Consider the following 26,293-nt stretch of genomic DNA (forward strand, 5'->3'; position numbering starts at 1 on the left):
TTAGATATGACTACTACAAGACAAAATGGAAGTTTATATACCAATATTCAAGGAAATATTGCTACTATAGAATTTGGACATCCTGCCAGTAACTCATTTCCTAGTGAATTATTAGATCGATTGGCAAAAGAATTTACTGCTATTTCTACTAATGATGCAGTAGCTGTAATTGTCTTAAAATCTGAAGGAGAAAAAGCTTTTTGTGCTGGTGCTTCTTTTGATGAGTTAGTTGCTATCGAAAATTTAGAACAAGGAAAACAATTCTTCTCTGGATTTGCAAATGTGATTAATGCCATGAGAACCTGCAGCAAATTAATTGTAGGTAGAGTGCAAGGTAAAACTGTTGGTGGAGGTGTAGGTTTGGCTGCAGCTTGCGATTATGTATTGGCAACAGAAGCAGCGTCTATAAAACTATCTGAACTAACTATAGGTATTGGGCCTTTTGTTATAGAGCCAGCAGTAAAACGTAAAATTGGTTTGGCTGCTTTGAGCGAATTAACTTTAGATGCAACCAATTGGAAAAATGCTTATTGGGCAAAAGAAAAAGGTTTGTATTCAAAGGTTTTAGAAAATACAAAGGAATTAGATACAGAACTTGAGTATTTTACGCAGAAACTAGCTTCGTACAATTCACAAGCCTTAGCAGAAATGAAAAAAGTGCTTTGGGAAAACACAGATCATTGGGGAAATTTACTGATAGAAAGAGCTAAAGTTTCTGGAGAATTAGTCCTATCTGAAGCCACTAAAAAGGCATTGGCTAAGTTTTCTAAAAAATAATACACTATATTACTTTATTCAAAGACCCCTAATGAAAATAAGAAAGAGATACATCCTGCTCATTTTAATAGCACTATTGCCATTAATCCACCTAGTTCATCCAGGAGATTTTTGTTATGGTGTTACAGAAATTATTGTAATTGGTGCGTTTGCGTTACTCTTTGTTATTGTGTTTTTGGTGGTGCTATTCAATAATTTATATGGCATTGCACTAAAGAAAGAACTTTTTAATTACAGACCTGTACTTATTGCAGTCGTGTATACAATTGTGCTGTTGTTTTTATTATGCTTTCATGATGATAATTTATTCAAAACTACAAAGTTGGCTTTTAAATCTCCAGCTACAGCAAAAACCAATGTAAAGCTTACACTTTTTACCGATAAAGATTTCGAATTAAAAACCTTATACAAAACATACAGGTGCATAAATAAAGGAACATTTACCATGCAAAATGATTCTATTTATTTAAAATTTAACAATAGATATAGTCAGAATATTGATATTGATTCTGTGTATTATTATAATAGAATTAGAGGTGTATTACAAGCTACTACTATAAATAATACAATTTTGTATCAAGTGACTGATTTATCAAAAAAAGAGGAATATAAATATTTTTCTAAATAATTATATTTATATTTGCACGTGGTTTTTTATTAAACCACACTTTTTCTTTTTCATAGCAATTTTCCCACTCATATTATGAGTGGGTTTTTTTATGTGTTTTAAATCACAAAACCATCGATTTGTATGGTAAATTCATAATTATCAAATATCTTTGCAAAACATTCGTGGCAATATGAATTCAACTGTAATTTCAGAGACAAAAATAGCAATGGATACGCTTTTATCAGACTTAAAACAGCTTACTAAAGTTGGCTTATCTTTAAGCGTAGTTTTTTCGTCTGTTGCTGGCTATTTGTTAGCAGTTGATGTCGTGAATTTTTCAACATTAATTTTATTAGGTTTAGGTGGTTTTTTTATGGTTGGTGCTTCTAACGCATTTAATCAAGTTATAGAAAAAGATACTGATGCTCTTATGCTGCGTACAATGAATAGGCCATTACCAACAGGTAGAATGTCTGTTAATTTTGCCATGTTTGTTGCAGTTTTATTTACACTTTTGGGTTTAGGTATCTTGTATAGCATTAACCCAAAAACAGCATTGTTTGGGGCTATTTCTATATTTTTATATACCTCTGTTTATACACCATTAAAATCTGTTACACCTTTAACTGTTTTTGTAGGTGCAATACCTGGAGCTATACCATTTATGTTAGGTTGGGTAGCTGCAACAAATCAGTTTGGTATAGAAGCTGGTATGCTATTTATGATTCAGTTTTTTTGGCAGTTTCCACACTTCTGGGCCATAGGTTGGTTGCAGTTCGAAGAATATAAAAAGGCAGGTTTTAATATGCTGCCAATGAATACCAAAGATAAAAGTGCTGTAAAACAAATTATTTTTTACACAGTTATTATGATTTTGGTTTCTATAGCACCTGTGTTAAAAGTTTCTGGAGATTTTTATATCTATCCACTAACAGCTGTAATAGTAGCATTACTAGGATTGGTAATGTTGTATTATGGTGTAAAATTGCACAAATCTGAACAAAATACAGATGCCCGAAAATTAATGCTAGCCAGCGTTTTGTACATAACCATTGTACAAGTTATATATGTAGTTGATAAATTTTTACATTAAGATGATAGAAGAACAAGCATTAGAACAAGAGTATAAGGCAGCTCAAAGTAAATCAGCCAAGCCTATGTTATGGGTAGCCATGATTAGTATGGTTATGTTTTTTGCAGGGCTAACCAGTGCTTATGTAATAAGTATGAAGCGTGATGATTGGGTAGATTTTGATTTGCCACAGGCCTTTTTTATTAGTACTGGCTTAATTGTATTAAGTAGTATTACTTTATTTTTATCGCAAAGTTTTTTAAAGAAAGATAAAAGACAAATGTCACTAATTTTCTTGGTACTTACCTTGGCTTTAGGATTAGGTTTTATTTGGCAACAATATGTAGGTTTTAATCAGTTAAAAAGTGTAGGTTTATTTTTTACTGGGCCAGAAAGCACAGTATCTACATCTTTTATAATTGGTATTACATTTATGCACATCTTGCACATCTTTGCAGGGGTTATTGTACTATTTGTTGTAATTTATAATCATTTTAAATATAAATACAAGCCAAATGATTTGCTAGGGTTCGAATTAGGAGCTATTTTCTGGCATTTTGTAGATTTATTATGGATTTATCTATTTTTCTTTTTCTATTTTATTAGGTGATGAAAATTGATTAATTTTGACAAACATTTAAGATTTTAATTAAATATTATTTATGGAAGCAAATATTGCTATACCTTCAGACGGAAAAAACACTTGGAGTGGTGGTGGAGTAAGACCATTTGGTGCAAGCTATGGTAAAATGATGATGTGGTTCTTCATTCTATCTGATGCACTAACATTCTCAGGATTTTTAGCAGCTTATGGTTTAACGCGTTTTAAATTTATCGATTCTTGGCCAATTGCAGATGAGGTATTTACGCACATCCCTTTTATACATGGAGAATTCCCTATGTATTATGTTGCATTTATGACGTTTGTATTAATATTTTCTTCGGTAACTATGGTGTTGGCTGTAGATGCTGGTCATAAAATGCAAAAGAATAAAGTAGCTTGGTATATGTTTGCTACCATTATTGGAGGTTTAATTTTCGTTGGTTCTCAAGCTTGGGAATGGAATACGTTTATTAAAGGTTCTTATGGTGCAGTTAAAACTACAGATGGTAAAGTATTACAGTTTGTAAAAGATGGGCATCAAATAGCACTTTCTGATTTTGTTGTTGGAGAAAGAACAGATGGTAGAATAACACATACCAAAAAGAATGGTTTGTGGTTTGAAGGTGAAAAAACAGTACCTGAATATTCTGTAGCTCAAGTTATGGCTTCTTATGAGGCAAACCCTTCTATTTTAATTAGAAGTGAGCAAATAGATATGGATAAGAAACAAAAAATCATCTTTTCTAGAGAAAAAGGTTTAGAAGAGTTGGCTAAAGCAAACATGGTTGTTGAAGGCGCTAACTTAAAAGTAAACGAATATGGTAACACCATATTTGCAGATTTCTTTTTCTTTATTACAGGTTTCCACGGTTTTCACGTATTCTCTGGAATAGTAATTAACATCATTATATTTTTTAATGTAATTCTTGGTACTTATGAAAAAAGAGGACATTATGAAATGGTAGAAAAGGTAGGATTATATTGGCACTTTGTAGATTTAGTTTGGGTATTCGTATTTACATTCTTCTACTTAGTATAATTAAAAAATAAGAGCAACAAATGGCACACGCACACGAATCTAACGTTAAGAAAATATGGATGGTATTTGGTTTACTATCTATAGTTACTATTGTTGAAGTAGCATTAGGTATCATAAAACCAGACATTTTACATTTAACAAGTTTTTTAGGTACAAGCCCTTTAAACTGGATTTTTATAATTTTAACCTTGTTTAAAGCTTACTACATTGCATGGTCTTTTATGCACTTAGAAGGTGAAAAAAAATGGTTTAGAAGATCTATTGTTTGGACAGGAATTTTCCTAATCTGTTACTTAGTAACTTTATTACTTATAGAAGGTAATTATTTGTTCGATACTTTAGCACCACTTGTACGTTGGTAAAAAAATAAAAAAGGTGGTTTTAACCACCTTTTTCTATACTTAATAAGTACAAAACTAGTTTTAGTTCAATTATAATTTATTCCCTTATGAAGTTTTTTACCAAGAAAAGAATTGTATTATTTCTACTTTTTATCTTTCCATTAATACTGTTTTTAATTTTATCTACAGGTACTAATAACTTTACAAAGTTACCTGTGTTAACTAAGAACGTTGCAGATATTTCTGAAATAGATAGTAAAAATCAAACTTCATTTAAAGGCCATATTTCAATTGTTAGTTTTCTTGGAAACAATACCGAAAATATGAGACCTGGAATTTTAGCCTTAAATGAAAAGATTTACAAAACTTTCTTAGACTATAAGCAATTTCAAATTATCGCTATTTATCCTAAAGGGAGTGATGCAGCAGTTGATCGTTTAAAAGAAAAGCTATCTGCTTTTACAGATATGCAAAATTGGATTTTTGTAGAGAGCTCAGAAGGCGAAATAGAAGGTTTGTACGATACTATGTCTATTAATGAACCATTGGTAGATTTGACTACTAATAATGTTTTTTTAATAGATAGAGAAGGTAACTTAAGAGGTAGAACAAATGATGATGATACTTCAGATGGAAAACTTTATGGGTACAATATAAATTCGGTTTCTGTATTAAATAGTAAACTAAAGGATGATGTTAAGGTTTTGTACTATGAATATTATGCAGCCTTTAAAGATAAAAATAAGAATAAAGCCAACAGAAAGGAAGTAGGATTATGAAAAAGAAGTATTCATACGTAGGTATTGCTTTTATTATATTGTTATTTGGTATTTATGCTATTCCTAAAATAGTAGGCAGATTCGAAGACTCTGGTTTAATGAAATTCGGTAAAGTACCAGATTTCGAATTTATAAATCAAGAGGGTGAAACTATTACCAATGAAAATTATAAAGACAAAGTATATGTAGTAGAGTTTTTCTTTTCTACATGCCCTAGTATTTGTCCTATTATGAATCAAAAAATGCTGGTTTTACAAAACTCGTTTTTTGGAAATCCAGAATTTGGTATTGCATCTATATCAATAACACCAGAAATTGATACTCCAGAAGTATTAAAAGAATATGCTAAGAATAATGGTATAACTCATAAAAATTGGCATTTGCTTTCAGGAAAGTCAGAAGAGGTAGTTTATAATTTATCTACCAAAGGTTTTAAATTGTATGTTGGAAAAGGAGAAGAAGAGCATGGAGGTTTTGAACACTCAGGTTTATTTGCATTAGTAGATAAAGATGGTTACATAAGATCTAGAAAAGACGAACTAGGTAACCCTTTAATGTATTATAGTGCTTTGGGTGATGAAGATTTTCCAGATCAAATGAAAGAATTAAAAGAAGACATAAAATTATTATTAAATGAGTAGCCTAGCACAAGAAAAGAAGTACAAGAAAATTATTACGGCTTTAACTATTATTATTCCTTTAGCTGTAGCAGCATTGTTTGGAATTAACTTAAGAGAATTAGGTTTTGATGTAGAGCCTTTAACTTTTTTACCACCTATATATGCAACTATTAATGGGTTAACAGCAGTTGTTTTAATTGCAGCTGTAGTTGCTATTAAAAATGGAAATCAAAAGTTACATGAAAAATTGAATACGTTTGCAATTCTTTTATCATTGGTATTTTTGGTAATGTATATCGCTTATCACATGACCTCTGATTCTACTACTTTTGGTGGAGAAGGTGTTATTGCTTACGTGTATTATTTTATTTTAATAACGCACATTGTACTATCTGTAATAGTAATACCTTTTGTGCTATTAACTTATATGAGAGCAAAGTTGGGTAATTTTGCAGCGCATAAAAAAATAGCGAGAAAAACGTTTCCTATTTGGTTATACGTAGCAGTAACAGGTGTTATTGTATATTTAATGATAGCTCCTTATTATGCTTAGATATAAACACTTTTTTATTGCAGCTTTTTTATTACTATCGAAATTTGGTTACGCTCAATGTGCCATGTGTAAGGCTGTAGTAGAAAATGGAGATATTTCTATGGCTGAAGGCGTAAATAACGGAATTACTTATTTAATGGTTTTTCCTTACTTATTAATTGGTGTATTATTCTTCACTTTATACAGATATAGAAAGAGAATTAAAAATTAACATTTCAATAAGAGTAAAATACTGTAACAAATTTTACTTTTAATCGTCTTATTAGCAAATTGAAATAAACGCATTTCTTTCGATTGATAAGAAAGTGTTAACCAACCAAAAAATATTTAAGTTTTGAGAAATCAACTAATAGTACTTGTAGCTTTATTTACTTCTATTGCTACTTTTTCACAAAAACAATGGACTTTAAGAGAATGTGTAGATGAAGCCTTGGCTAAGAACATCTCTATACAGCAGAATAAATTAAATTTAGCATCATCAGAAATTGATGTAGAAATAGCTAAAGGTAACTTTCTACCAAACTTATCTGGTAACACAGGTGGTAACTTAAACTTTGGTACTGGTTTCGATCCTGTATCTCAAGACAGGGTAAATACAAGTTTCTTTGGTGGATCTATCAATTTAAGTTCAGGTATAACTGTTTTTAACGGTTTTAGAAATACCAATATTTATAAGCAGGCACAATTAGGTGTAGAATCCAGTAAATTAGATTTAAAGAAAATAGAAAATGATATTTCTTTATTTGTAGTTAACGGATATTTAAATGTCTTGTTTGCAAAAGAAAATTTAAATGCTGCTAGAGTTCAGTACGAAATCAGTGAAAAGCAAATTGAAGCTGCAGAAAGTAGGTTCAAATCTGGGGTAATACCTAAAGGAGATTTATTAAATACCCAATCTACAGCTGCGTCTAATTTACAAACTGTAATTAGTAACGAAAATGCATTAGATTTAGCTTTATTAAACTTAGCTCAGTTGTTACAAGTACCTGCAGAAGGCTTTGATGTAGCACCTGTAGATGTTGGTACGCCATCAGAAAACTTGTTTTATACAAACTCAAGTAATGTTTACGAAAAGTCTTTAAATAATTTACCAGAGATTGAAAGAGCAAAATTAGCCATAGATAATGCAGCATTGGGTATCGAAATTTCTAAAGCAGATTTTTTACCATCAATCACTGCATCTGCAGGTGTTTCTACTAATTACGGTTATAACTTAAATTTACCTCCAGGTTTTTCTAACACAGATTTCTTTGATCAAATTAACGACAACCTTGGTTATGGTTTAGGCTTTAATGTACGTATACCTATTTTTAATCGTTTTCAAACAAGAAACAGAGTTTCTCAAGCAGAGATAAATAAAGATATTTTTGAAACAAGATTAGAGAGCGAAAAATTAAATTTACAACAAACTATAGAGCAATCTTTCTTAGATGTAAAAACAGCATTAAAGAGTTATGAGGCTGCTAAAATTTCTTTAGAAGCACAGGAAGAATCGTTTAAGAATGCACAAGAACGTTATAATTTTGGAGCAATGACTCAATTTGATTTTGATCAAGTAAGAAATCGTTTGGTGAATGCTCAAACTACATTAATACGTTCTAAATATGATTATGTTTTTAAAACTAAAGTATTGCAATTTTATGCGGGTGAGTTAGTGTTAGAGTAATCAAAAAAATATTTCATCAATAAACCTCACTTTTTTAGTGAGGTTTTCTTTTATATTTATCTTTGTAAAAAAAAGAATTTGAGTATTATTTTAAACATAGAAACAGCTACAAAAAACTGCTCTGTAAGCATAGCAGACAAAGGTGTTATTTTGGCTATTAAAGAACTAAATAATGGCAATTATTCACATGCAGAAGTATTGCACCCATTTATAGCTGATGTTTTAAAAGAAGCCAACTTAAGTTCTAAAGATATAGATGCTGTTGCTGTAAGTAAAGGTCCTGGTTCTTATACAGGCTTAAGAATTGGAGTGTCTGCTGCCAAGGGCTTATGTTTTGCTTTTGACAAACCTTTAATTTCAATTGATACCTTACAATCACTAGCATATGCCACTAAAGTATCTGAAGGTTTTATTGTACCCATGATTGATGCTAGAAGAATGGAGGTTTATGCTTCTGTATTTGATGCTAATTACAATGAGGTTAGAGCAATAAAGGCAGAAGTTATCACAGAAAATTCATTTTTATCTTATTTAGAGACTAGTAAAGTAACTTTTTTAGGTGATGGTGCTTTGAAATGCAAAGAAGTAATCACTCATGAGAATGCTGTATTTTTGGCAGATTATTTTCCTTCGTCAAAAGAAATGGCGGTTTTATCATATGAGAAGTACAAAAAAAACGACATCGAAGATGTCGCTTATTTTGAACCTTTTTACTTGAAAGATTTTGTAGTAATTCCTGAAAAGAAAAAGAAACCTACTTTTTAATTATTAATCTTCTGTTTTATTAATGTTTACTCTATGTGGATAAGGAATTTCTATACCTGCGTTGTCTAATGCTATTTTTGAGTTTTCTGTAATATCAAAATAAACATCCCAATAATCATCAGCAGTAGACCAAGGTCTTACAGCAAAGTTTACAGAACTATCAGCTAACTCAGAAACATTTACAGTTGGTGCTGGTTCTTTTAATACTTTAGAATGAGATGTTAAAACATTCATTAAAACTTCTTTGGTTTTTTTAATATCAGCATCATAAGAAACGCCTATAACTAAATCTACACGTCTTGTACCTTCTGTAGTATAGTTTACAATATTACCATTAGATAAGGCTCCATTAGGTATTATAATTTCTTTATTAGAAAGACCTTTTAACTTGGTTGTAAAGATTTCGATTTCTTTAACTACACCAATTTCTCCTTGAGTTTCTACTAAATCTCCAATTTTAAAAGGTTTAAAAATCATAATTAATACTCCACCAGCAAAATTAGCTAAAGAACCTTGCAAGGCTAAACCAACAGCTAAACCAGCAGCTGCAATTATAGCTGCAAATGAAGTAGTTTCTACTCCTAATTTAGAGATAACAACAATAAATAGTAAAATTTTTAATGCCCAACCTGCTAAATTTCCTAAGAATTTTTGAAGTGTAACATCCACACCACCCTTACCCATTAATTTTCTTGCAGAACGAACAACAATCTTAATCGCAAATAAACCTACTATTAATATTACTAACGCTGTAAGTACTTTTGGTGCATATTCAACGAATATGTCTTGAAACTTTTCAATGTATTCTTCCATTTTTTTTGTTTTTATATCTTTTTAAATAGCTAAAATAAAGATATCTAAGAAAACGAAGCGATAAATTCTATAAGAATAATAATGAAATAACAGCTAACAATGCTGGTATGGTTTGTATGTAAAGAATTTTAATTTTTTGGGTAGAATAAGCACCATAAATACCAGCAACAGCTACACAGGCTAAAAAGAATAAGGCAACGTCTGTTTTTGCTGTTAAAACAGACCAAAACAACCCAGCTGCTAAGAAACCATTATACAAACCTTGATTGGCAGCCATCACTTTGGTTTCGTTAGCAAAGTGTAGATCTTTAAGACCAAAAGCTTTCATACCTCTTTTGCTAGTCCACCAAACCATTTCTAATAAAACGATGTAAATATGGATTAAGATTACTTGAGCTATCAGTAAAATTTGTAAAATATTCATAAAAAAGGTATAAAGTTAATTTCAATGTTACCAAAACACTGAGTAATGTTAACAATCTAAATTACTGATTTTATGTGAATTATGATTTTAAAAATGTTAAAATTAACTCCAATGTTAAATTAATGTTACCAAAATGTTTATTTTATGTAATTTAAATTGTATATTTGTAAAGGAAATGTAAACCTTAAAACATAGAATTATGAAAAAATTTTTAGCAATTGTAATATTCAGTCTTACTATGAGTGGATATGCACAGGAACAAAAACCTACTTTTAAGGCTGAAGGAGATTTAGTTAAAGCAACTTATTATCATGAAGATGGATCAATTAAAACACAAGGATTTTTTAAGGATAAAAAATTAACTGGTGAATGGGTACGTTTTGATAAAGAAGGTAACAAAGTTCAGCTGGCTTATTATGACAATGGTAAGAAAGTAGGTAAGTGGTTTGTTTGGACAGCAGACTCTTTAAAAGAAATTAATTACGAAAGTAATGCAATTGCTTCTGTGAATGTATGGAAGCCAGAATCTAAAGTAGCTGTAAATAACGATTAAGGTTCTATTTACACTATTTTAAAAAGCTCAATAAAATCTAACGATTTTATTGAGCTTTTTTTATTCTTTAAGAAATTTACTTAACATCATTCTCTTCTTGGCAGGAATTGCGGTGCTCTCTGCTGCAATCTTTAACAACTCTTGGTTTTTATCTTTATCAAACACTAGTTTAAACAAGTCGTAAACAGAGACTCTCTTTTCAGAACGCTCAATGAGTTCAAATTCATCGTTTACTTTTACAAATCCTTCTTTTAAAATGCTTAAATAAGTGCCGCCAAAACCATATTGTATAAATTGTTTTAGAACATTTTGAGTTCCGAATTTATAACCAAATTTATAGCAAGGTTCTCTGTATTGAGAAACCTGTACAATAGCTTCACCAACCTTATAAACATCACCCAAATAAACCTCTTTTTCATTAAAGTTGGTAAGGGTTAAATTTTCGCCAAACATACCCCAAGTCCAATCTAAATTAGGATATAATTCTTTCCAATAAGGATAGTGATCTGCAGAAAATATATAACAAGCTTTATAGTATCCTCCATGATTTAATCTATTAGAAACTTCATCTTTTAATACATCATTTTTGGTTAAATAAATTGGTTCTGTAGTTGGTGTTTTAAATATACCAGTGGTTTCTTTTTTACCATTCCAAATAAATTCGGTTGGCTTACCAATATTTGTAGATATTATTTTCATGTTGATTCTGTATTTGGTGTTAAGCTTTTAAAACTGAATTTGCATTTCAATGTAAAGCAAAAAAAACGTCTAGAAAAATTCTAAACGTTTTTATTATATTGATATAAGATTCTAATTACTCTACAATAAGAGAGAAAGGAATACTATATTTTACACCTACTGGTTTACCTCTTTGTCTTCCAGGAGTCATTTTTGGTAATTTATTCATTACACTAATAACTTCACTTTCGATTTTTGGGTGAGGACCTCTTGCTTGAATATTAACAATGTTACCTTGTTTATCAATTTTAAATCCAATAAAAACTCTCTTTTTTCCTGGTGATAAACCTAATTCATTTGGTAACTCTGCATCAAATTTTCTAGAGAAATGTTTTTGTACCATTTTACTGAAACATGCTTTTAACTCAGCTTTATTTCCTTTACACCCAGGAAAAACTGGTACATCTTCAATAATCATGAAACTTACATCTTCTACAACTTCTTCAGCTTCTTCAACCTCTACAATTTCTTCTACTTCTACAGCTTCTGATTCATCAGTTTCTGTAGATTCTATTACAGTTTCTTCTATTTCCTTTTCATCTTCAACAACTTCAATTTTTTCTGGAGTTGGTGGTGGTGGAGTTTTAGGTTTTACTGGTTCTATTCTTTCTGTAATTGGAACTTCTTCTTCCATTTCAGCATCCATACTTACTACAGCTAAATCACCATAAGTCTTATCGTAAGTCTTTTGTTCGATTGCAACATATGTAACAAATAAAGCTAATACAAGCCCTATCTGCATGAAAATCTTACTAAAATTTTCTAAATTCGATTTTGGATTTTTCTTAATTTGCATTATAAAGAGTTTTTAATAGATTGCTAATTTAAATAAAAAATTGTTTTATTTACAATTCTACTATTAATTAATCTGCTTTTTTTTAAAAATAGCATTAAAAAAGAGTAAAGCTAATAAAACACCTAAAGTGTTTGCAAAAACATCTAGGTAATCGCCTGTTCTGTAATTTGTTAAGGCACTTTGTAATACTTCAATTATTATGCCAAATACCACACAAGCTAAAACTATTAGCATTTTTTTGCTTTTTTGTTGGTAAAAACTAACCAACCAAGCAAAAGCTAAACTAAAATAGGCGATAAGATGATAAATTTTATCTACATTCTTAACACCTATATCTTTACTTGGTAATTTAAATAAGCTTAACCCTACAATTGTTATTGTAAAAGTTATGGCTATAAAAATAAAATTATCCAGCAATAAGACTTTTATACGCTTCAGCATTTAGTAAGTCTTGAATCTGAGCTTCATCAGAAATTTCTAATTTTATCATCCATCCTTTTTCATAAGGATCTGAATTTACCAATTCTGGATCGTCTTCTAACTCGTCATTGAATTCAATAACTTCACCTGTTAAAGGCATAAATAAATCAGAAACTGTTTTTACTGCTTCTACTGAGCCAAACACTTCACCTTCTTCTACAGTATCATCTAAAGTATCTACATCTACATAAACGATGTCTCCTAATTCACCTTGTGCAAAATCTGTAATTCCTACTGTTGCAATATTGCCTTCAATTTTAACCCACTCGTGATCTTTTGTATATTTTAAAGTAGCTGGAATATTCATTGTATAATATATTTATTTAAGTTTTAATTTCCTCCTAAGTTGTATATGATGTTAATACCACCATTAATTGCTTGTCTTGGAAAAGTGGTAGAAATGGCATATTTAGATGTTTGATGATTGTAATAAAATGATGCTGTTAAACTACTACTTAACCTATAATCTGCCACAAATTTAATAGAAAATAATCGTTGACCACCACTAATTTGGTTATTATCTTCATCTATATATCTAATTTGTGTTAAATTATCTCTTAAAGACACATCTGCTCTTAAATTAATATCGCCTTTTAAGGTTGTTTTCTTACCCGTAAAACGAGTATTCATTTTAACATCTTTAAATACATAACCTAAACCAAAAATATATTCTGTACCTGCAATATCTGTTAAAGTACTATTGTTAAAGTTCATGGTTAAAGTTCTATCTCTTTTTACTTCTCCTCTTAAAGAAAAAGAGTTTTTCATTTTCATATCTACCTTAATTAAAGGTGAAAACTCATCTACTAAAGTAGCAGCTGCTACTAATTTAGGTGCCTCATAATTACCAGCTGCATTTACTGTGGTGAATTTTGTTGCTTCATCATATTGTAAATTGTTAGTAAAACTAGAAATGGTATATGATGATCTATATCCATGAGATATGATAAACGTAGAAAAGTTTTTCTTAAACCATTTTAACTTCATTAATCCATTGTAACGTAAAGTCCAGTTAGGTATAGGAATATTTCTAAACAAACCTGTTTTTACTGTATTAGGATCTTTACCAGAATAAGCTGCTATAAAAGCAGGTAATAATACTTGCTGGCTATTTTCTCCAAATCCAGCAGGATCTGCACTTGGGTTTTCACTCGCAAACCTGTTAGCTACAGTTGTTCTGTAATCTTTCATTCTTTGAAAAAGTGCATCACCATCTGTAAATGCGGTTCCGAACATAGAATGACTTGTACTAAAGTTACCAGTTTCGAAAGCATCGATTCCAAAATCAATTGTTCCGTTTTCTGTACCATCTGCAATAATATCTAATTGCTGTGACAAGTCTGTTGTTTTAATTTTATTACCTCTAACATCTATATTTAAATCCTTTATTGGTTTTAAAGTAAAGGTGTAATCTAATTTGTTATAATGTGTTCTGCTATAAGTTTTGTTGTAAAAGGCGCTTTCATCTATTGGTGTGTTAGGGTCATCTACTAAAGCTCGTGGAGAAACTAACCAACCATTGGTTAAGGCTTTGTTTCTAATATCTACTTGACTACCAAAAGCAAATGAAGTTGGTGCACCACCTAAGAAACCAATACCTTCATCATACCCTTGTAAGTATTGCCCATTATTTTCTGAATAGCTAATTTTTGCTTGTTTAACCGAGGTTAAAATATCCCAAGAAAGTTTTAAAATTTTCTTTCCTGTTGGTAAATTCTTTTTAGGTTGAATTCTAGCATTTTTATTCTCTTTAGCTAATTTTCTTTGTTGTTTCGTTAAGAGTAATTTTTCGAAGCCAACACTTTTGTAAATCTTATCAAAAGAGAAAGTAGTATTTAAATTGTGCGTATTTGCATTCTGAATTACATTACCAATTTGCTCTGCAATAGATTCATCTTGAGATTGTACTTGCCAATCAAAATCTGCAGTATATGCATAATCTGCCTTAATGAATTTTAAGAAAGGAAATTTATCTAATGGCAATTGGTAAGTTGCATTTAACTTTTGATGGTATTGATTTGCTCTACCTGTATTGAAGAAGTTATCAAAAATTTGCAATTCTTCTCCACTACCAAAAGCATCATAAATGTAGTTATTGGTAGCATTAAAATTTAGCTGAAGCGATTTTGTTAAATCGAAACCTACAGTGTAATCCCAATCAAATAAAAATCTTCTTTGAATTAATTCTGGTTGAGGAGATAAACCTGGCACTAAATTACGAGATTGTTGCTCATTATAACTTCTGTTAATTCTAGAGTTGATTGCCAATAAACTTGGTACAGGATTTATGTTTAAATCCTTTATAAATCGCCAATATTTACTCTTAAATTTCTCAGAATTTTTAAATAATTCTATTGGTTTACTATTAAAATTGTAGTTGTAGGCAGCAGATGCTGTAACATTTTCGTTAATGTATTTTTCTATATTATAATCTCTATGAAACTCTTTGTTGTGTGCGTAAGAAACTGCAATGTTTTCTATATCGTAAAATCTTGGTTTTTTACTTGAATTAGGGTTTCTATTCTTCTTTACATTTACAAAACTAATGCTGGTTCTTTTGGTATAATCTCTAGAGAATTCGCTATTAGGGTTTTGATCTATGGCATCTTCTAGCAATACATCTTGGTATTGAGGATCAAATTTAGGGTCTATAAATTTTTCTCCAATACTATAAGACATAGGTACTTGAATTCCCCAATCTTTGGGTGTAATTACTTTACCTAAATTAATTGTGGTAGAAACATCATATTGTTTTGTTTCATCTAAAGATCGTTGGTTTACTCTGTCTTCTACATTACCAAAACCTATGGTTTGCATACTACCAGATAAAGAAACGTTAGCAACATCTGCAAAGTTTGCATCAGCATTTAAAACGGCTGCCCAACCAGCATCATTATCAAAACCAGCAGCTCTTAATTCGTTAAACCAAACCTCACCAGTTCTATTTACGTTACTTGTATTTTTTAATCCTAAAACTACTGTTCTAATTTGAGCCAAAGTAGGGTTACCTTTTACGCTTAATGTATAAGGTACATTAGAACTTTGCTCAATTGAGGTATACAATTCGTTTATTGGAGCGCCTATTGCATCTCTTTCTAATTTTACTTTACCAAAAGTTTCTAGAAGTGCATCTAGGTTATTAATTTCTGGCCAAATATCTAATTGGCTATTTCCTCCTGAACTTACTGTTAAAGGCAATTGCACCTCATAATAGTTATCGTTCAAATCTGTTCCTAAACGAATTACACCTGCAAAACCATCATCACCTTCTAAATGCATAAACATTTTTAGATTCTTAAAACGTCTTAAATCTACACTTAAGTTTTTATAAATGGCTCTGGTTTTATTTGGTTCTAAGTTGGTTACTTTTAAAGTTACAGATTGCTCATTTTGTAATTGTACAGTTGTACTTCCTTGTAAACGCTCACGCTCAATTCCTGGTGGCTGAATGTAGCTACCATTATTTTGTTCTATACTTACTACCCCAACTTCAAAACCTTCTAGTTCTGCTTGTGTTAATTCTCTATCAGGATCTATTGCAGGGTCTATAGTTCTAGTGTATCTTCTATAATCTCCTCTTACCAAATCTAATTCTCCAAAACGAATTACAACTGGCATTTTAAAGTTGGTTAAGAACATTCTAACAAAACGTATGCTGTTAAAATCGGTAATACCATTTACAGGCGTTCCATTTCTTACAGGTACTCTAAATTGATACCATTTTGTATCTTGAGTATTCCCATTTTCTAAGGTTACAGTTGTGGTTTTTTCATCAACAATAAAATTGGTTCCTTTCTGTAAATCGTTTCTGTTCATCGAAATTCGATATTCAAAATAACTCTCCACAGTATTCATTGTTTGATCCCTATTGATGTCTTCTACATCTGGATATGTTGTTGATGATGTTGGATAAGGTTCTGGAGATTGATTTAACGTTGGTGAGTTACCTTGTGTATTGTTAAAGTCTTTATACCTTCTTAGTATAGATGCATTTAAACCATCTAATTGCGATCCTCTAAAAAACTGAAAATCATCTGCTGCAGGATCTGTTAACGCTGCAAATTTTGGATCTACATTGGCCAAATTACGTTCACCATCATTGGTTAAACCATCAAAACCTAAATCTTGATTAGTTCTTGCTGCATCTTCTTCACTAAAAGCATAAATGATTGATGGATTTCTAGGTACATCTCCCCAAATTGTTCTGTTTACGTTTACACCATCAACTTTAGCTCCATCTTCAGGTAACCCATTTTCGAACATTTTACGATTGTCTTTGGTGATATCTTCAGAGATATTACCAAGGTTGATGTATAAATCTCCAACTTGATTAGAAATATCATCTGGATTTACGCCTTGAGGTAAGCCTTCTTCTTGTGTGATTGAGTAATTTTGATAAGGATCCATTACCCAAAACTGAATGTATTCTACATTGGCTTGATCAAAATTGTTGGTGTTTAAAGGACGCATAATTCCACCCCAATTTGTTTCAGGACTTGGTAAAACAGCTTTATCACCAACTATTGTAGCATTTGGGTTGTAGTTGTAAGAACCTCTTTCTTCTGGAAAATACGCTAAATCTAAGGTTCTTATTTGTGTATTCTGAGTAATATCAAACTGCTGATTTGGAAACAACTCATTAAAATTAATTTGCCTGGTTTCAGCTCTAGACAGTTCGTCTGCATCTATACTTGGAGGTGTTTCTCCAAAGCCATAAAAGATTTGATCTATGCTGTACCATGCTAATTTTGCTCTTTTATAATTGTAAGATAAATCGCTATTACCACCATTAAAACGATCATTAGATTGGTTTCTTGGTGTACTTGCTTCATACCAATCTAAGGCAGATAGTAAACTAATTGGTATTTGTGAGGCTTCAAAATCATCTATATACGAAGTTGCAGCTCCTGTTACATCAATTCCACTTGGCGTTCCTGGTAACAAATAAGCCATGTCTGCTCTTACAGATAAATTTGAAGGTACATCTGTATCTACAAAAGGCAATTTATTTGCTAGTTTTGTAAAGTAAGGTACTTCTGTAGAGAAATCTACATTTAAACCAAACATAGTGTTGTCTATTGGTTCAGAGCCAAAGTTGATTTTTGGTGTAAGTGGCCTTTCCATTACATTTAAAACAGTTGCACCTACTACAAAGTTTTCTGAGAATTGATGTTCTACATCAACACCCATAAATGTTTTTCTTTGTTGATTAAATACAGCATTATTTTCTGTAGAAACACTAATTGGTGTTCCACTTGCTTGTAATCCTGGATCTATAATTTGTACACGACCTTGTAAATAGTCTACCACAAAATCTACACCTTCTACCAATTGTCTTCCACCTGCAGTAACTGTTACAGATCCTTGAGGTACGTTAAACGCTCCAATAGGAATACCACCTGCAGTTTCTGATTTGAAATATCCTTTTAAAAAGTATTTGTCTTTTGCTTGAAAGTTATTTTGAATATTAATTTTGGTGTTTAAATACAATTCTTTAAAAAGATATTGAGCATCTAAAGTTTCATCTAAACCAATATCATTTGGGTCTGAAGGGTCTAAAACCAAATCGTTACCAAAAGGTTCAGGTTCTGGAAAAATAATGTATCCATTAGGTGAATTTACAGTAATACCTTCTACATAATCAAAAAAGCCATCTGGAGTTCTAAACTGGCTTTGGTCTAATTGGTCTAAGTTTAAAACTTGAATTAATGGAGTAGTAGGTATGTTTGGTGTGCTAGCATTTTGTAAAATGTTAGAGGCAATACCTGTTTCATCATCTCTATATTGAATTTCAAAACGAAAACCATCTTGCGAAAGTGGGTAAGCACCTAAGGCATAGATGTTTTTCATCATTAACCTCCAAGTAGGAAACGCTTCTGCCTCATTTGTGTTAGGGTTTTGCCTAACTGTTTGTAAAATTTCTGAACGTAATAATTTTACGGCTAAATTTTGTGGAGCTTGTATACCATCATTTGAAAACTCACCAACTTTAAATGATTTTTTAGTACTACCATTTACAGAACCAGCTACTGTATATTCATAAGCTACTGCTAAAACTTCACCATCGTTTAAACGTCTGTTTAAAGAAATGTAACCTAATTTTGAATTTAAAATATATTCGTTGGTAGTTAATTTTCGGGCATTTTCTAAAATGGAATAGTCAGTACCTTGCTCCATTTGAAAACGGCCTTGCAGGGTATTGTCTACATCAGAAATATCTCTTATACCTGCTAAAACAGTTGGATCGTAAATATTATTGGCGTCATTTTGAGGTAAGAAAAATACATTGCCATTTGTATTAACGCTAACAGGTGTTACAGGTTGTACTGTGTTATTGTCATCAGCTAAATTTTGATAATTAGAACCAGGATTGTTTAATTCTCCAATATCTGCAAGTGCTACAATACTTCTAAAATCTTCTGTGGTTGCATTTCTATTGGTAATCCAAACTTCGATTCTGGTGATGTTTACTTGGCTACTTACCAGTGGATATTGTTTTAAAGAATTGGCATAATTGTCTATAAAAAATTGAGATAAGAAAAAGTGACGATCATTATCATAATCTGTTGTTCTTAACTCAAACTCTTGAATAGATGCACCAGCTTCTGCAACTACTGTTTTACTTTCTGAGTTTTGCTGCGAAAAAACTGCTGTAACACTTGTTTTACCAAATTGCAATTTTGTTTTTACACCAAATAAGCTTTGTGCACCATTAATAAGCGAGTTTTTAATTGGCATAGAAACGTTACCTGCCTCAATACCTTGTAAAATGTCATCTTCTGTAGGCGTGTAATCTACCTTTACTAAATTTTGAAAATCGAAACTTGCTTGTGTATCGTAGTTTGCAGTAAATTCGAGACGCTCACCAACTTTTGCGCGAATACTAGCATTAATTTGCTGATCGAAATCAAAGGTAAAACTACTTCTGTTTTCTTCAGAAATTTGTGGGTTTTCTGTATTTTGATAAATGAAGCCAAGTTTAAGGTTTAGGTTTCCTGTTGGTGTAAATTCTATTTTGTTGCCACCAAAAACAGTTTCAAAGAATTTAGAGTTTACATAATAACTTGGTAATAAATCTTTTTGAGCGGCTGCACTTCCTTTTTTCTTACTATTTGTAGCACTTACTTTATCTTTAAAGTATTGCAACATGTCTCTTTTAAGACGGTATTCTTGGTATTCTCTTTGTGTTAAATAAATTGGAGTTTTGGTGTAGTAATCTCCAATTTTTTCTAGAATTACGTATTTGTTGAGTTCTTTATCAAAAATGACTTCTTTCTTAGCCAAATCATCTAGAAAAAGACCACCTTTTTGGGTGTATTTAAAATCGTATTTTAAGTTTAAGGTGTCTTTTTTAACAGCTAAAGAATCTTTAGTAGTTTTGGTTTGTGCCTGTAAAGAGAAACTTACTGTAAAAGTAAATAGGACTAATAAAATTATGTGTTTTAATACCCTAGTCAATTGATTATAAATTTTTTAAAGCGAGTTTTATAATGTTTTCTACAGAAGCATTAGGGTTTGCTTTTAGAACTGTATTTACAACTTTGTCAGATTGTTTTCTATTAAAACCTAAAACTTCTAAAGCAGATAACGCTTCATCTTTGTTTGTATTGCTTGCAGAAACAGAAACTTCATCAATATTAAAGGTTTTTAAAATCTTATCTTTTAGATCTACAATTACTCTTTGTGCAGTTTTAGCTCCTATGCCTTTTACAGACTGAATTACTGCCACATTTTCTGATGCAATTGCTTGCTGTATTTCGTCTGATGTCATAGAAGAACACATGGTTCTTGCAATGCTTGGCCCAACTCCAGAAACAGATATTAATAATTTAAAAACTTCTCTTTCTGTTTTGTTGATAAAACCAAACAAGGTGTGAGCATCTTCTCTAATAGATAAATGGGTGTATAAAACTACATTTTCATCTTCAGGTAAACCCGAAAATGTATTTAAAGAAATGTGCAATAAATACCCAACTCCATTGCAGTCTACTACAACTTCTGTTGGACTTTTTTCAACTAATCTTCCTCTAACTTGTGTAATCATGGCTATTTCTTGGCTCTAATGTACTGTTTTTATTTTTTCTCTCTTTGCTGAGCATCAACACAAGCTAAAGCAGCCATATTAACCATCTCATCTACACTTGCCCCTAATTGCACAATATGTACAGCTTTGCTTAGCCCTAAAATTACAGGTCCAATAGATTCTGCACCTTGCATTTCTTTTAATAATTTGTAGGTAATGTTTGCAGATTCTAAGTTTGGAAAAATAAGTACATTCACTTTTTTACCATTCAATTTAGAGAATGGAAACTCTTTGGCTAACATTTCTGGATTCAATGCAAAATCTGCTTGAATTTCTCCATCTACAACTGCATTCGGAAAATTACGATGAATATAAGAAACAGCTTCTCTAATTTTTTGAGAAGATTCATTCTTAGTAGAACCAAAATTTGAAAAAGACAACATGGCCACATTTGGTTTCATACCAAACATTTTAACCAAGTTAGATGTCATTTGCGAAATTTTAACCAAATCTTTAGCAGTAGGATTCAGGTTTATGGTAGTATCTGCCAAAAACATTGGGCCTTGCTTTGTAAGCATTAAGTTACAAGCAGCCACTTTAGAAATACCACTATCTTTTTGTATTGACTCTAAAATTGGTCTAATAACAGTTGGGTAAGGTCTTGAATAACCTGTGATTAAAGCATCAGCCTCACCAACATTTACCATCATTGCTGCAAAATAATTACGCTCTCGCATTAATTTTTTTGCTTCTGTTAATGTTCTTCCTTTACGTTGTCTAGACTCCCAATAAGCAACTCCAAAACGATCTCTTCTTTCTTTTTCCTCGTCTGTTTTTGGATCAAAAATTGGTACATCTTCAGTAAAACCAATTTCTTCTTTCAATTCTAAAATTACCTCTTTTCTTCCTAAAAGAATTGGTAGCCCTAGTTTTTCTTCTTGTACTCTTTGAGCAGCTTTTAAAACGTCTAAATGATCTGCTTCTGCAAAAACAATTCGTTTTTTATTTCTTTTAGCTCTATTATGAATTTGTCTAATTTCTTTACTTCCAGAACCAGAACGCTCCATTAATTCTTCTCTATAAGCATCCCAATCAGAAATTGGTTCTAAGGCTACTCCAGATTCCATTGCAGCTTTGGCAACTGCTGGTGGAATTTCGTAAATTAATCGAGGATCAAAAGGTTTTGGAATAATATATTCTTTACCAAAGTTTAAGCTTACTTCATCATAAACAATGTTTACTTGTTCTGGTACAGATTTTTTGGCTAAATCAGCTAAAGCATGCACAGCAGCTAATTTCATAGCTTCATTAATTTTTGTAGCTCTAACATCTAATGCTCCTCTAAAAATAAAAGGGAAACCTAATACATTATTTACTTGGTTAGGATGATCAGATCTACCTGTAGCCATAATAATATCATCTCTTGTAGCTATAGCTAAATCGTACTCAATTTCGGGTACAGGATTTGCCATGGCAAAAACAATAGGATTTTTAGCCATAGAAAGCAACATTTCTGGGGTAACAATATTCCCCATAGAAAGCCCTATAAAAACATCGGCATTTTGCATTGCTTCTTCTAAGGTGTTTACATCTTGGTATGTTGCAAATTCTGCTTTTTGTGTAGTTAAGTTGTCTCTGTCTTTTCGGATGACCCCTTTACTATCACACATGATAATATTTTCTCTAACTGCACCAAGTTTTAAATACAATCGCGTGCATGAAATGGCAGCAGCACCTGCACCATTTACTATTATTTTTAGTTTAGAAATATCTTTACCAGTAATTTCTATCGCATTTTTTAATGCTGCAGCAGAAATTATTGCAGTTCCATGCTGATCATCATGCATTACAGGAATATCTAACTCTTCTTTTAAACGCGTTTCAATTTCAAAAGCTTCTGGTGCTTTTATATCTTCTAAATTAATACCACCAAAAGTTGGTGCTATTGCTTTTACAGTTTCTATAAATTTATCAACATCTGTAGCATCAACTTCAATATCAAAAACATCAATGTCTGCAAATATTTTAAATAACAAACCTTTACCTTCCATTACAGGTTTTGAGGCTTCAGGCCCAATATCACCCAAACCTAAAACAGCAGTTCCATTAGAAATTACTGCTACCAAATTACCTTTAGAAGTGTATTTGTAAATGTTGTTTTTGTCTTTGGCAATTTCTAAACAAGGCTCTGCAACTCCTGGTGAGTAGGCTAGTGCTAAATCATGTTGAGTTGCGTATTTCTTTGTGGGTACAACTGCAATTTTACCAGGCTTTGGTTTGGCATGATAAAGTAATGCTTCGTGTCTTTTTCTTGAATTACTCATAAATACTTGTTTCCTTTATTTAGACCTACAAATATATACTTTTCAATGTAAGAGTAATAAAATGTTTTCTATTCTTTTACGTTATTAAAACTCTTTCTAAATGATGGGTTAACAATTAAAATTAGGACTTGTTTAAAAGTGATATTCCAAATGGTTTTTTAACGTATAAATTCTTGAAATTAATTGCTTAAATTTTAAAATAATTAACAATTAAACCAAGTTAGAGGTGATATGTTTAACAATTTTTAAAGACTTTCCTGTAACAGAAACTATATGTTTGCGTCTATACAACAAAACCAACCCATGAAAAAAATTACGTTTTTAATCTTTTTGTGTGCATCCATTCAATTTGCACAGGTAAAAGGTATTGTCACAGATACTAAAGGAGAGCCACTTTCTTTTGTTAGTATTTATTTAGATAAAACTGTAAATGGTACAACATCTAATGATAATGGGGTTTATATTTTAGACATAACGTCTAAAGGAAAGCATACTATCGTTTTTCAATTTTTAGGATACAAAACTCTTAAAAAAAATATAGTTGTTACTGAATTTCCTTACACTCTAGATGTTTCTTTAGAAGAAGAAAGTGTGCAATTAAGTGAGATTTCGATTTCTACAGATGAAAATCCTGCTAATGTTATTATACGAAATGCAATTGCAGCCAAAAGTAAAAATACTGATAAGTATGCCAATTATACTGCACAATTTTATTCAAGAGGATTAACCAGAATTAAAGACGCTCCAGAAAAATTTTTCGGACAAAGCACAGGAGATTTTGGGGGTGGTTTAGATTCTACAAGGAGTGGTATTATATATTTATCGGAAACATTTTCTAAAATTTCGTTTCAGAAGAAACCGAAAAAATTTAAAGAAAAAATTGTAGCAAGTAAAGTTTCTGGAGAAGATAATGGAGTGAGTTTTAATAGGGCAGAAGATTCAAATATTAATTTGTATGACAATAGTATTGAGGTTTTTAATGATTTGGTGTCACCTATTTCTTCAAATGCTTTTAGTTATTACAAATACAAATTAGAAGGTACTTTTTATGATGCAAACGGAATTTTAATCAATAAAATTAAATTAATTCCGAGAAGAAATAATGATCGTGTTTTTGAAGGGTCTATTTATATTGTGGAGAATGACTGGGCAATTTATGGTTGTGATTTAGTTACTTCTGGTGTACAAGTGAATTTACCGTTTGTAAATTCTTTGGGTTTAAAACAAGGATATGCCTATTCAGAAAAAATAGATGCATGGGTGTTAATTAGTCAATCTATAGATTTTGATATTTCCATTTTCGGATTTAAACCTAGAGGAAAGTTTTCTTACGTGTATTCAGACTATGATTTTAATCCTAATTTTACTGAAACTACTTTTACAAATGAGGTGCTTTCATTTGAAGAAAATGCAACTAAAAAAGACAGTGTTTTTTGGAATGAATTAAGACCAGTTTCTTTAACGCTAGAAGAGGTTAAGGATTATAAAATTAAAGACAGTATTAAAGTTATTCGAAAGTCTAAAAAGTATTTAGATTCTATTGATGCTAAAGGTAATAAGTTCAATTGGTCAGATCCTTTATTAGGTTATTCGTATAGAAACTCTTATAAAAACCGTACTTTTTCTTTTAATGGTCCTTTGCTTAGAACAGGTTTTAATACAGTTCAAGGGGTTTATACTTCTGCTGGCGTAAGTTATTTTGAGCAAATTAATGAGCAAGGCAAATGGTGGAATGCTTCAGCCAATTTAAATTATGGTTTTTCAGATCAAAAATTAAGACCTACATTTTCATTTACAAAAAAATGGAACAACCTATCTAGACCAAGACTTTCTGTTACTGGAGGAATTGTTACTCCGCAATTTAATGGTAGAAACCCTATTTTTAGATTAAATAATACAATAGCTTCCTTGTTTTACAGGCAAAATTATATGAAAATATACGAGAAAACTTTTGCTAAAGTTCAGTACTCTGAAGAAGTAAAAAATGGTTTGTATTTTTCAGGATCTTTAGAATATGCCAAAAGAACTCCATTGTTTAATACTACAGATTATTCTTTTGCAAAGCCAGAAACAAATGGATATACTTCTAACAATCCTTTAGACCCAACAGATTTTGTAAATCCAGCATTTACAGAACATAATATTGCTACCTTAAACTTAGGAACAACTTTTGTATTCGGTCAGAAATATTTGAGCTACCCAGATCGTAAAGTAAATCAGGGTAATAATAAATATCCAACAGTGTCATTAAATTATATTAAGCGTTTTGGCGCAGATAATGATGCTTTAAATTCAGATTTATTTATAGCAAATGTTAGGCAAAATATTAATGCTGGTAACTTTGGTAAGTTTGCCTATAATTTAAGAGCAGCTGCTTTTGTAAAACCAAAAGATATAGCCTTTATGGATAATTTACAGGCGAATGGAAATCAATTGATTTTTCCTATAGATAGAGAGTTAAACAGTTTTAATTTACTAGATTATTACCAATATTATACCAATGATAAATATGCAGAAATGCATGTAGAACATAATTTTAAAGGTTCTGTTTTGGGTAAAATTCCGTTATTTAATAAACTTAATTTTCATTTGGTTGCTGGAGGTAAAGCTTTATTTATGGCAGATAAAAAACCGTACACAGAATACTCAGTAGGTTTAGATAATTTAGGTTTTGGTAAATACAGATTTTTAAGAGTAGCCTATGTAAATGCCCAATATGGAGATGTAAAAGAAAGTGGTTTGGTCTTTAGAATTAGTTTGTTTTAATATCTTTACTGTATGAATATAACAGTGCTATTTTTTGGAATTTCATCTGATTTAGTAACAGAAAATAAAGTAGATTTAACTTTAGATAAAACAATTTCAATAGCTGAATTTAGAACGCATTTACAAGAAGTTTATCCAGCTTTAGAGAATATTAAAACCTATGCATTAGCCGTGAATGAAGCTTACGCAACAGACGAAGTTCTTTTAAAATCTAATGATGTTGTTGCTGTAATTCCACCTGTTAGTGGAGGTTAATTATCGCAAATATTTTTTATCTACATAAAAGGTTCCGAAAGGAATTATTGAGCACAACAATACAATGCCTAAAGTTTTTGTATTCCAATTCATTTGTTTCTGAATTACAATAGCTAGCACAATGTAGAGCATAAATAAAATTCCGTGAGGCATACCTAAAAGTTTCACGTAAGAAGCATCACCTTGTAAATATTTAATAGGTGTAGCAACAAAGAGTAACAATAAATAAGATACTCCTTCTAAAAAGCTTATAATTCTAAATGCTGTTTTCATTTTTTAACTATTTCTCATTTCA

General features: G+C 31.0%; 25 protein-coding genes. 15 read left to right on the forward strand and 10 right to left on the reverse strand.

The window, feature by feature from the left end; translation table 11 throughout:
- Positions 1 to 6 precede the first annotated feature (6 nt).
- The 12 genes from V7R38_RS06350 (at position 7) to tsaB (ending at position 8,826) form a co-directional block, all read left to right on the forward strand.
- The gene (locus V7R38_RS06350) at positions 7 to 777 is read left to right on the forward strand and encodes an enoyl-CoA hydratase/isomerase family protein (RefSeq protein WP_334056775.1); all 771 of its coding nucleotides are present in this window, start codon (positions 7 to 9) and stop codon (positions 775 to 777) included.
- Positions 778 to 808: 31 nt separating this feature from the next.
- A complete protein-coding gene (locus V7R38_RS06355) occupies positions 809 to 1,405 on the forward strand; it encodes a hypothetical protein (protein ID WP_334056777.1) in 597 nt (198 codons plus the stop codon).
- 172 nt (positions 1,406 to 1,577) lie between these two features.
- Positions 1,578 to 2,480 carry a heme o synthase gene (gene cyoE, locus V7R38_RS06360; RefSeq protein ID WP_015481114.1) on the forward strand — a complete coding sequence of 301 codons (903 nt, stop codon included), beginning with the start codon at positions 1,578 to 1,580 and terminating at the stop codon, positions 2,478 to 2,480.
- 1 nt (position 2,481) lies between these two features.
- Positions 2,482 to 3,069 (forward strand): cytochrome c oxidase subunit 3, encoded by a 588-nt coding sequence (locus tag V7R38_RS06365; RefSeq protein ID WP_015481113.1) that lies wholly within the window; start codon positions 2,482 to 2,484, stop codon positions 3,067 to 3,069.
- 52 nt (positions 3,070 to 3,121) lie between these two features.
- A complete protein-coding gene (locus V7R38_RS06370) occupies positions 3,122 to 4,102 on the forward strand; it encodes a cytochrome c oxidase subunit 3 (protein WP_015481112.1) in 981 nt (326 codons plus the stop codon).
- A gap of 20 nt (positions 4,103 to 4,122) precedes the next feature.
- Complete coding sequence (locus V7R38_RS06375; protein WP_015481111.1) at positions 4,123 to 4,464, forward strand: cytochrome C oxidase subunit IV family protein; 342 nt, start codon at positions 4,123 to 4,125, stop codon at positions 4,462 to 4,464.
- 86 nt (positions 4,465 to 4,550) lie between these two features.
- Positions 4,551 to 5,222: a hypothetical protein gene (locus V7R38_RS06380; RefSeq protein WP_334056782.1), complete on the forward strand. Its 672-nt coding sequence runs from the start codon at positions 4,551 to 4,553 to the stop codon at positions 5,220 to 5,222.
- Positions 5,219 to 5,863, forward strand: a complete 645-nt coding sequence (locus V7R38_RS06385) for an SCO family protein (protein WP_334056784.1) — start codon at positions 5,219 to 5,221, stop codon at positions 5,861 to 5,863. Before V7R38_RS06380 ends, V7R38_RS06385 begins: the two co-directional genes overlap by 4 nt.
- Positions 5,856 to 6,395 carry a DUF420 domain-containing protein gene (locus V7R38_RS06390; protein WP_334056786.1) on the forward strand — a complete coding sequence of 180 codons (540 nt, stop codon included), beginning with the start codon at positions 5,856 to 5,858 and terminating at the stop codon, positions 6,393 to 6,395. The genes V7R38_RS06385 and V7R38_RS06390 overlap by 8 nt, the downstream gene beginning before the upstream one ends.
- Positions 6,388 to 6,606 (forward strand): hypothetical protein, encoded by a 219-nt coding sequence (locus tag V7R38_RS06395; RefSeq protein ID WP_334056788.1) that lies wholly within the window; start codon positions 6,388 to 6,390, stop codon positions 6,604 to 6,606. The genes V7R38_RS06390 and V7R38_RS06395 overlap by 8 nt, the downstream gene beginning before the upstream one ends.
- 123 nt (positions 6,607 to 6,729) lie before the next feature.
- Positions 6,730 to 8,061: a TolC family protein gene (locus V7R38_RS06400; RefSeq protein WP_334056790.1), complete on the forward strand. Its 1,332-nt coding sequence runs from the start codon at positions 6,730 to 6,732 to the stop codon at positions 8,059 to 8,061.
- Between the two features lie 78 nt (positions 8,062 to 8,139).
- A complete protein-coding gene (tsaB, locus tag V7R38_RS06405; protein ID WP_334056791.1) occupies positions 8,140 to 8,826 on the forward strand; it encodes a tRNA (adenosine(37)-N6)-threonylcarbamoyltransferase complex dimerization subunit type 1 TsaB in 687 nt (228 codons plus the stop codon).
- A 3-nt stretch (positions 8,827 to 8,829) separates the two neighbouring features.
- Here tsaB and V7R38_RS06410 read toward each other — a convergent pair whose 3' ends face one another.
- Entirely contained in the window at positions 8,830 to 9,639 is an 810-nt protein-coding gene (locus tag V7R38_RS06410; protein ID WP_334056793.1) for a mechanosensitive ion channel family protein, read from the reverse strand.
- A 67-nt stretch (positions 9,640 to 9,706) separates the two neighbouring features.
- Entirely contained in the window at positions 9,707 to 10,063 is a 357-nt protein-coding gene (locus V7R38_RS06415; RefSeq protein ID WP_334056795.1) for a DUF1304 domain-containing protein, read from the reverse strand.
- A gap of 199 nt (positions 10,064 to 10,262) precedes the next feature.
- On the opposite strand from V7R38_RS06415, the gene V7R38_RS06420 reads away from it, so the two are divergent.
- A complete protein-coding gene (locus V7R38_RS06420; RefSeq protein ID WP_015481102.1) occupies positions 10,263 to 10,616 on the forward strand; it encodes a toxin-antitoxin system YwqK family antitoxin in 354 nt (117 codons plus the stop codon).
- Between the two features lie 60 nt (positions 10,617 to 10,676).
- On the opposite strand, the gene V7R38_RS06425 is transcribed toward V7R38_RS06420, so the two are convergent.
- The 7 genes from V7R38_RS06425 to V7R38_RS06455 form a co-directional block, all read right to left on the reverse strand.
- Positions 10,677 to 11,315: an MOSC domain-containing protein gene (locus V7R38_RS06425; protein ID WP_334056798.1), complete on the reverse strand. Its 639-nt coding sequence runs from the start codon at positions 11,313 to 11,315 to the stop codon at positions 10,677 to 10,679.
- A 115-nt stretch (positions 11,316 to 11,430) separates the two neighbouring features.
- Positions 11,431 to 12,150 (reverse strand): energy transducer TonB, encoded by a 720-nt coding sequence (locus V7R38_RS06430; protein ID WP_334056800.1) that lies wholly within the window; start codon positions 12,148 to 12,150, stop codon positions 11,431 to 11,433.
- Positions 12,151 to 12,213: 63 nt separating this feature from the next.
- Positions 12,214 to 12,591 carry a VanZ family protein gene (locus V7R38_RS06435; protein ID WP_334056802.1) on the reverse strand — a complete coding sequence of 126 codons (378 nt, stop codon included), beginning with the start codon at positions 12,589 to 12,591 and terminating at the stop codon, positions 12,214 to 12,216.
- On the reverse strand, positions 12,557 to 12,937 hold the full coding sequence (gene gcvH, locus V7R38_RS06440) for a glycine cleavage system protein GcvH (protein WP_334056804.1): 381 nt from the start codon (positions 12,935 to 12,937) through the stop codon (positions 12,557 to 12,559). Before gcvH ends, V7R38_RS06435 begins: the two co-directional genes overlap by 35 nt.
- A 23-nt stretch (positions 12,938 to 12,960) precedes the next feature.
- A complete protein-coding gene (gene sov, locus V7R38_RS06445) occupies positions 12,961 to 20,088 on the reverse strand; it encodes a T9SS outer membrane translocon Sov/SprA (RefSeq protein WP_334056806.1) in 7,128 nt (2,375 codons plus the stop codon).
- Positions 20,089 to 20,092: 4 nt separating this feature from the next.
- A complete protein-coding gene (gene ruvA / locus V7R38_RS06450) occupies positions 20,093 to 20,674 on the reverse strand; it encodes a Holliday junction branch migration protein RuvA (RefSeq protein WP_334056809.1) in 582 nt (193 codons plus the stop codon).
- 29 nt (positions 20,675 to 20,703) lie between these two features.
- On the reverse strand, positions 20,704 to 22,977 hold the full coding sequence (locus V7R38_RS06455) for an NADP-dependent malic enzyme (RefSeq protein WP_334056810.1): 2,274 nt from the start codon (positions 22,975 to 22,977) through the stop codon (positions 20,704 to 20,706).
- Positions 22,978 to 23,280: 303 nt separating this feature from the next.
- Between V7R38_RS06455 and V7R38_RS06460 the strand changes: the two genes are divergently transcribed.
- Both V7R38_RS06460 and V7R38_RS06465 read left to right on the forward strand, forming a co-directional pair.
- Positions 23,281 to 25,743 (forward strand): DUF5686 and carboxypeptidase regulatory-like domain-containing protein, encoded by a 2,463-nt coding sequence (locus tag V7R38_RS06460; protein WP_334056812.1) that lies wholly within the window; start codon positions 23,281 to 23,283, stop codon positions 25,741 to 25,743.
- 12 nt (positions 25,744 to 25,755) lie between these two features.
- Positions 25,756 to 25,998: a MoaD/ThiS family protein gene (locus V7R38_RS06465; protein WP_334056813.1), complete on the forward strand. Its 243-nt coding sequence runs from the start codon at positions 25,756 to 25,758 to the stop codon at positions 25,996 to 25,998.
- Here the strand turns inward: V7R38_RS06465 and V7R38_RS06470 are convergent, their stop codons facing one another.
- Complete coding sequence (locus V7R38_RS06470) at positions 25,999 to 26,271, reverse strand: DUF3817 domain-containing protein (protein ID WP_334056815.1); 273 nt, start codon at positions 26,269 to 26,271, stop codon at positions 25,999 to 26,001. It abuts the gene before it with no gap.
- Between the last annotated feature and the right edge of the window lie 22 nt (positions 26,272 to 26,293).

Source organism: Polaribacter sp. P097 (genome assembly GCF_036864555.1).
Taxonomy (GTDB): domain Bacteria; phylum Bacteroidota; class Bacteroidia; order Flavobacteriales; family Flavobacteriaceae; genus Polaribacter.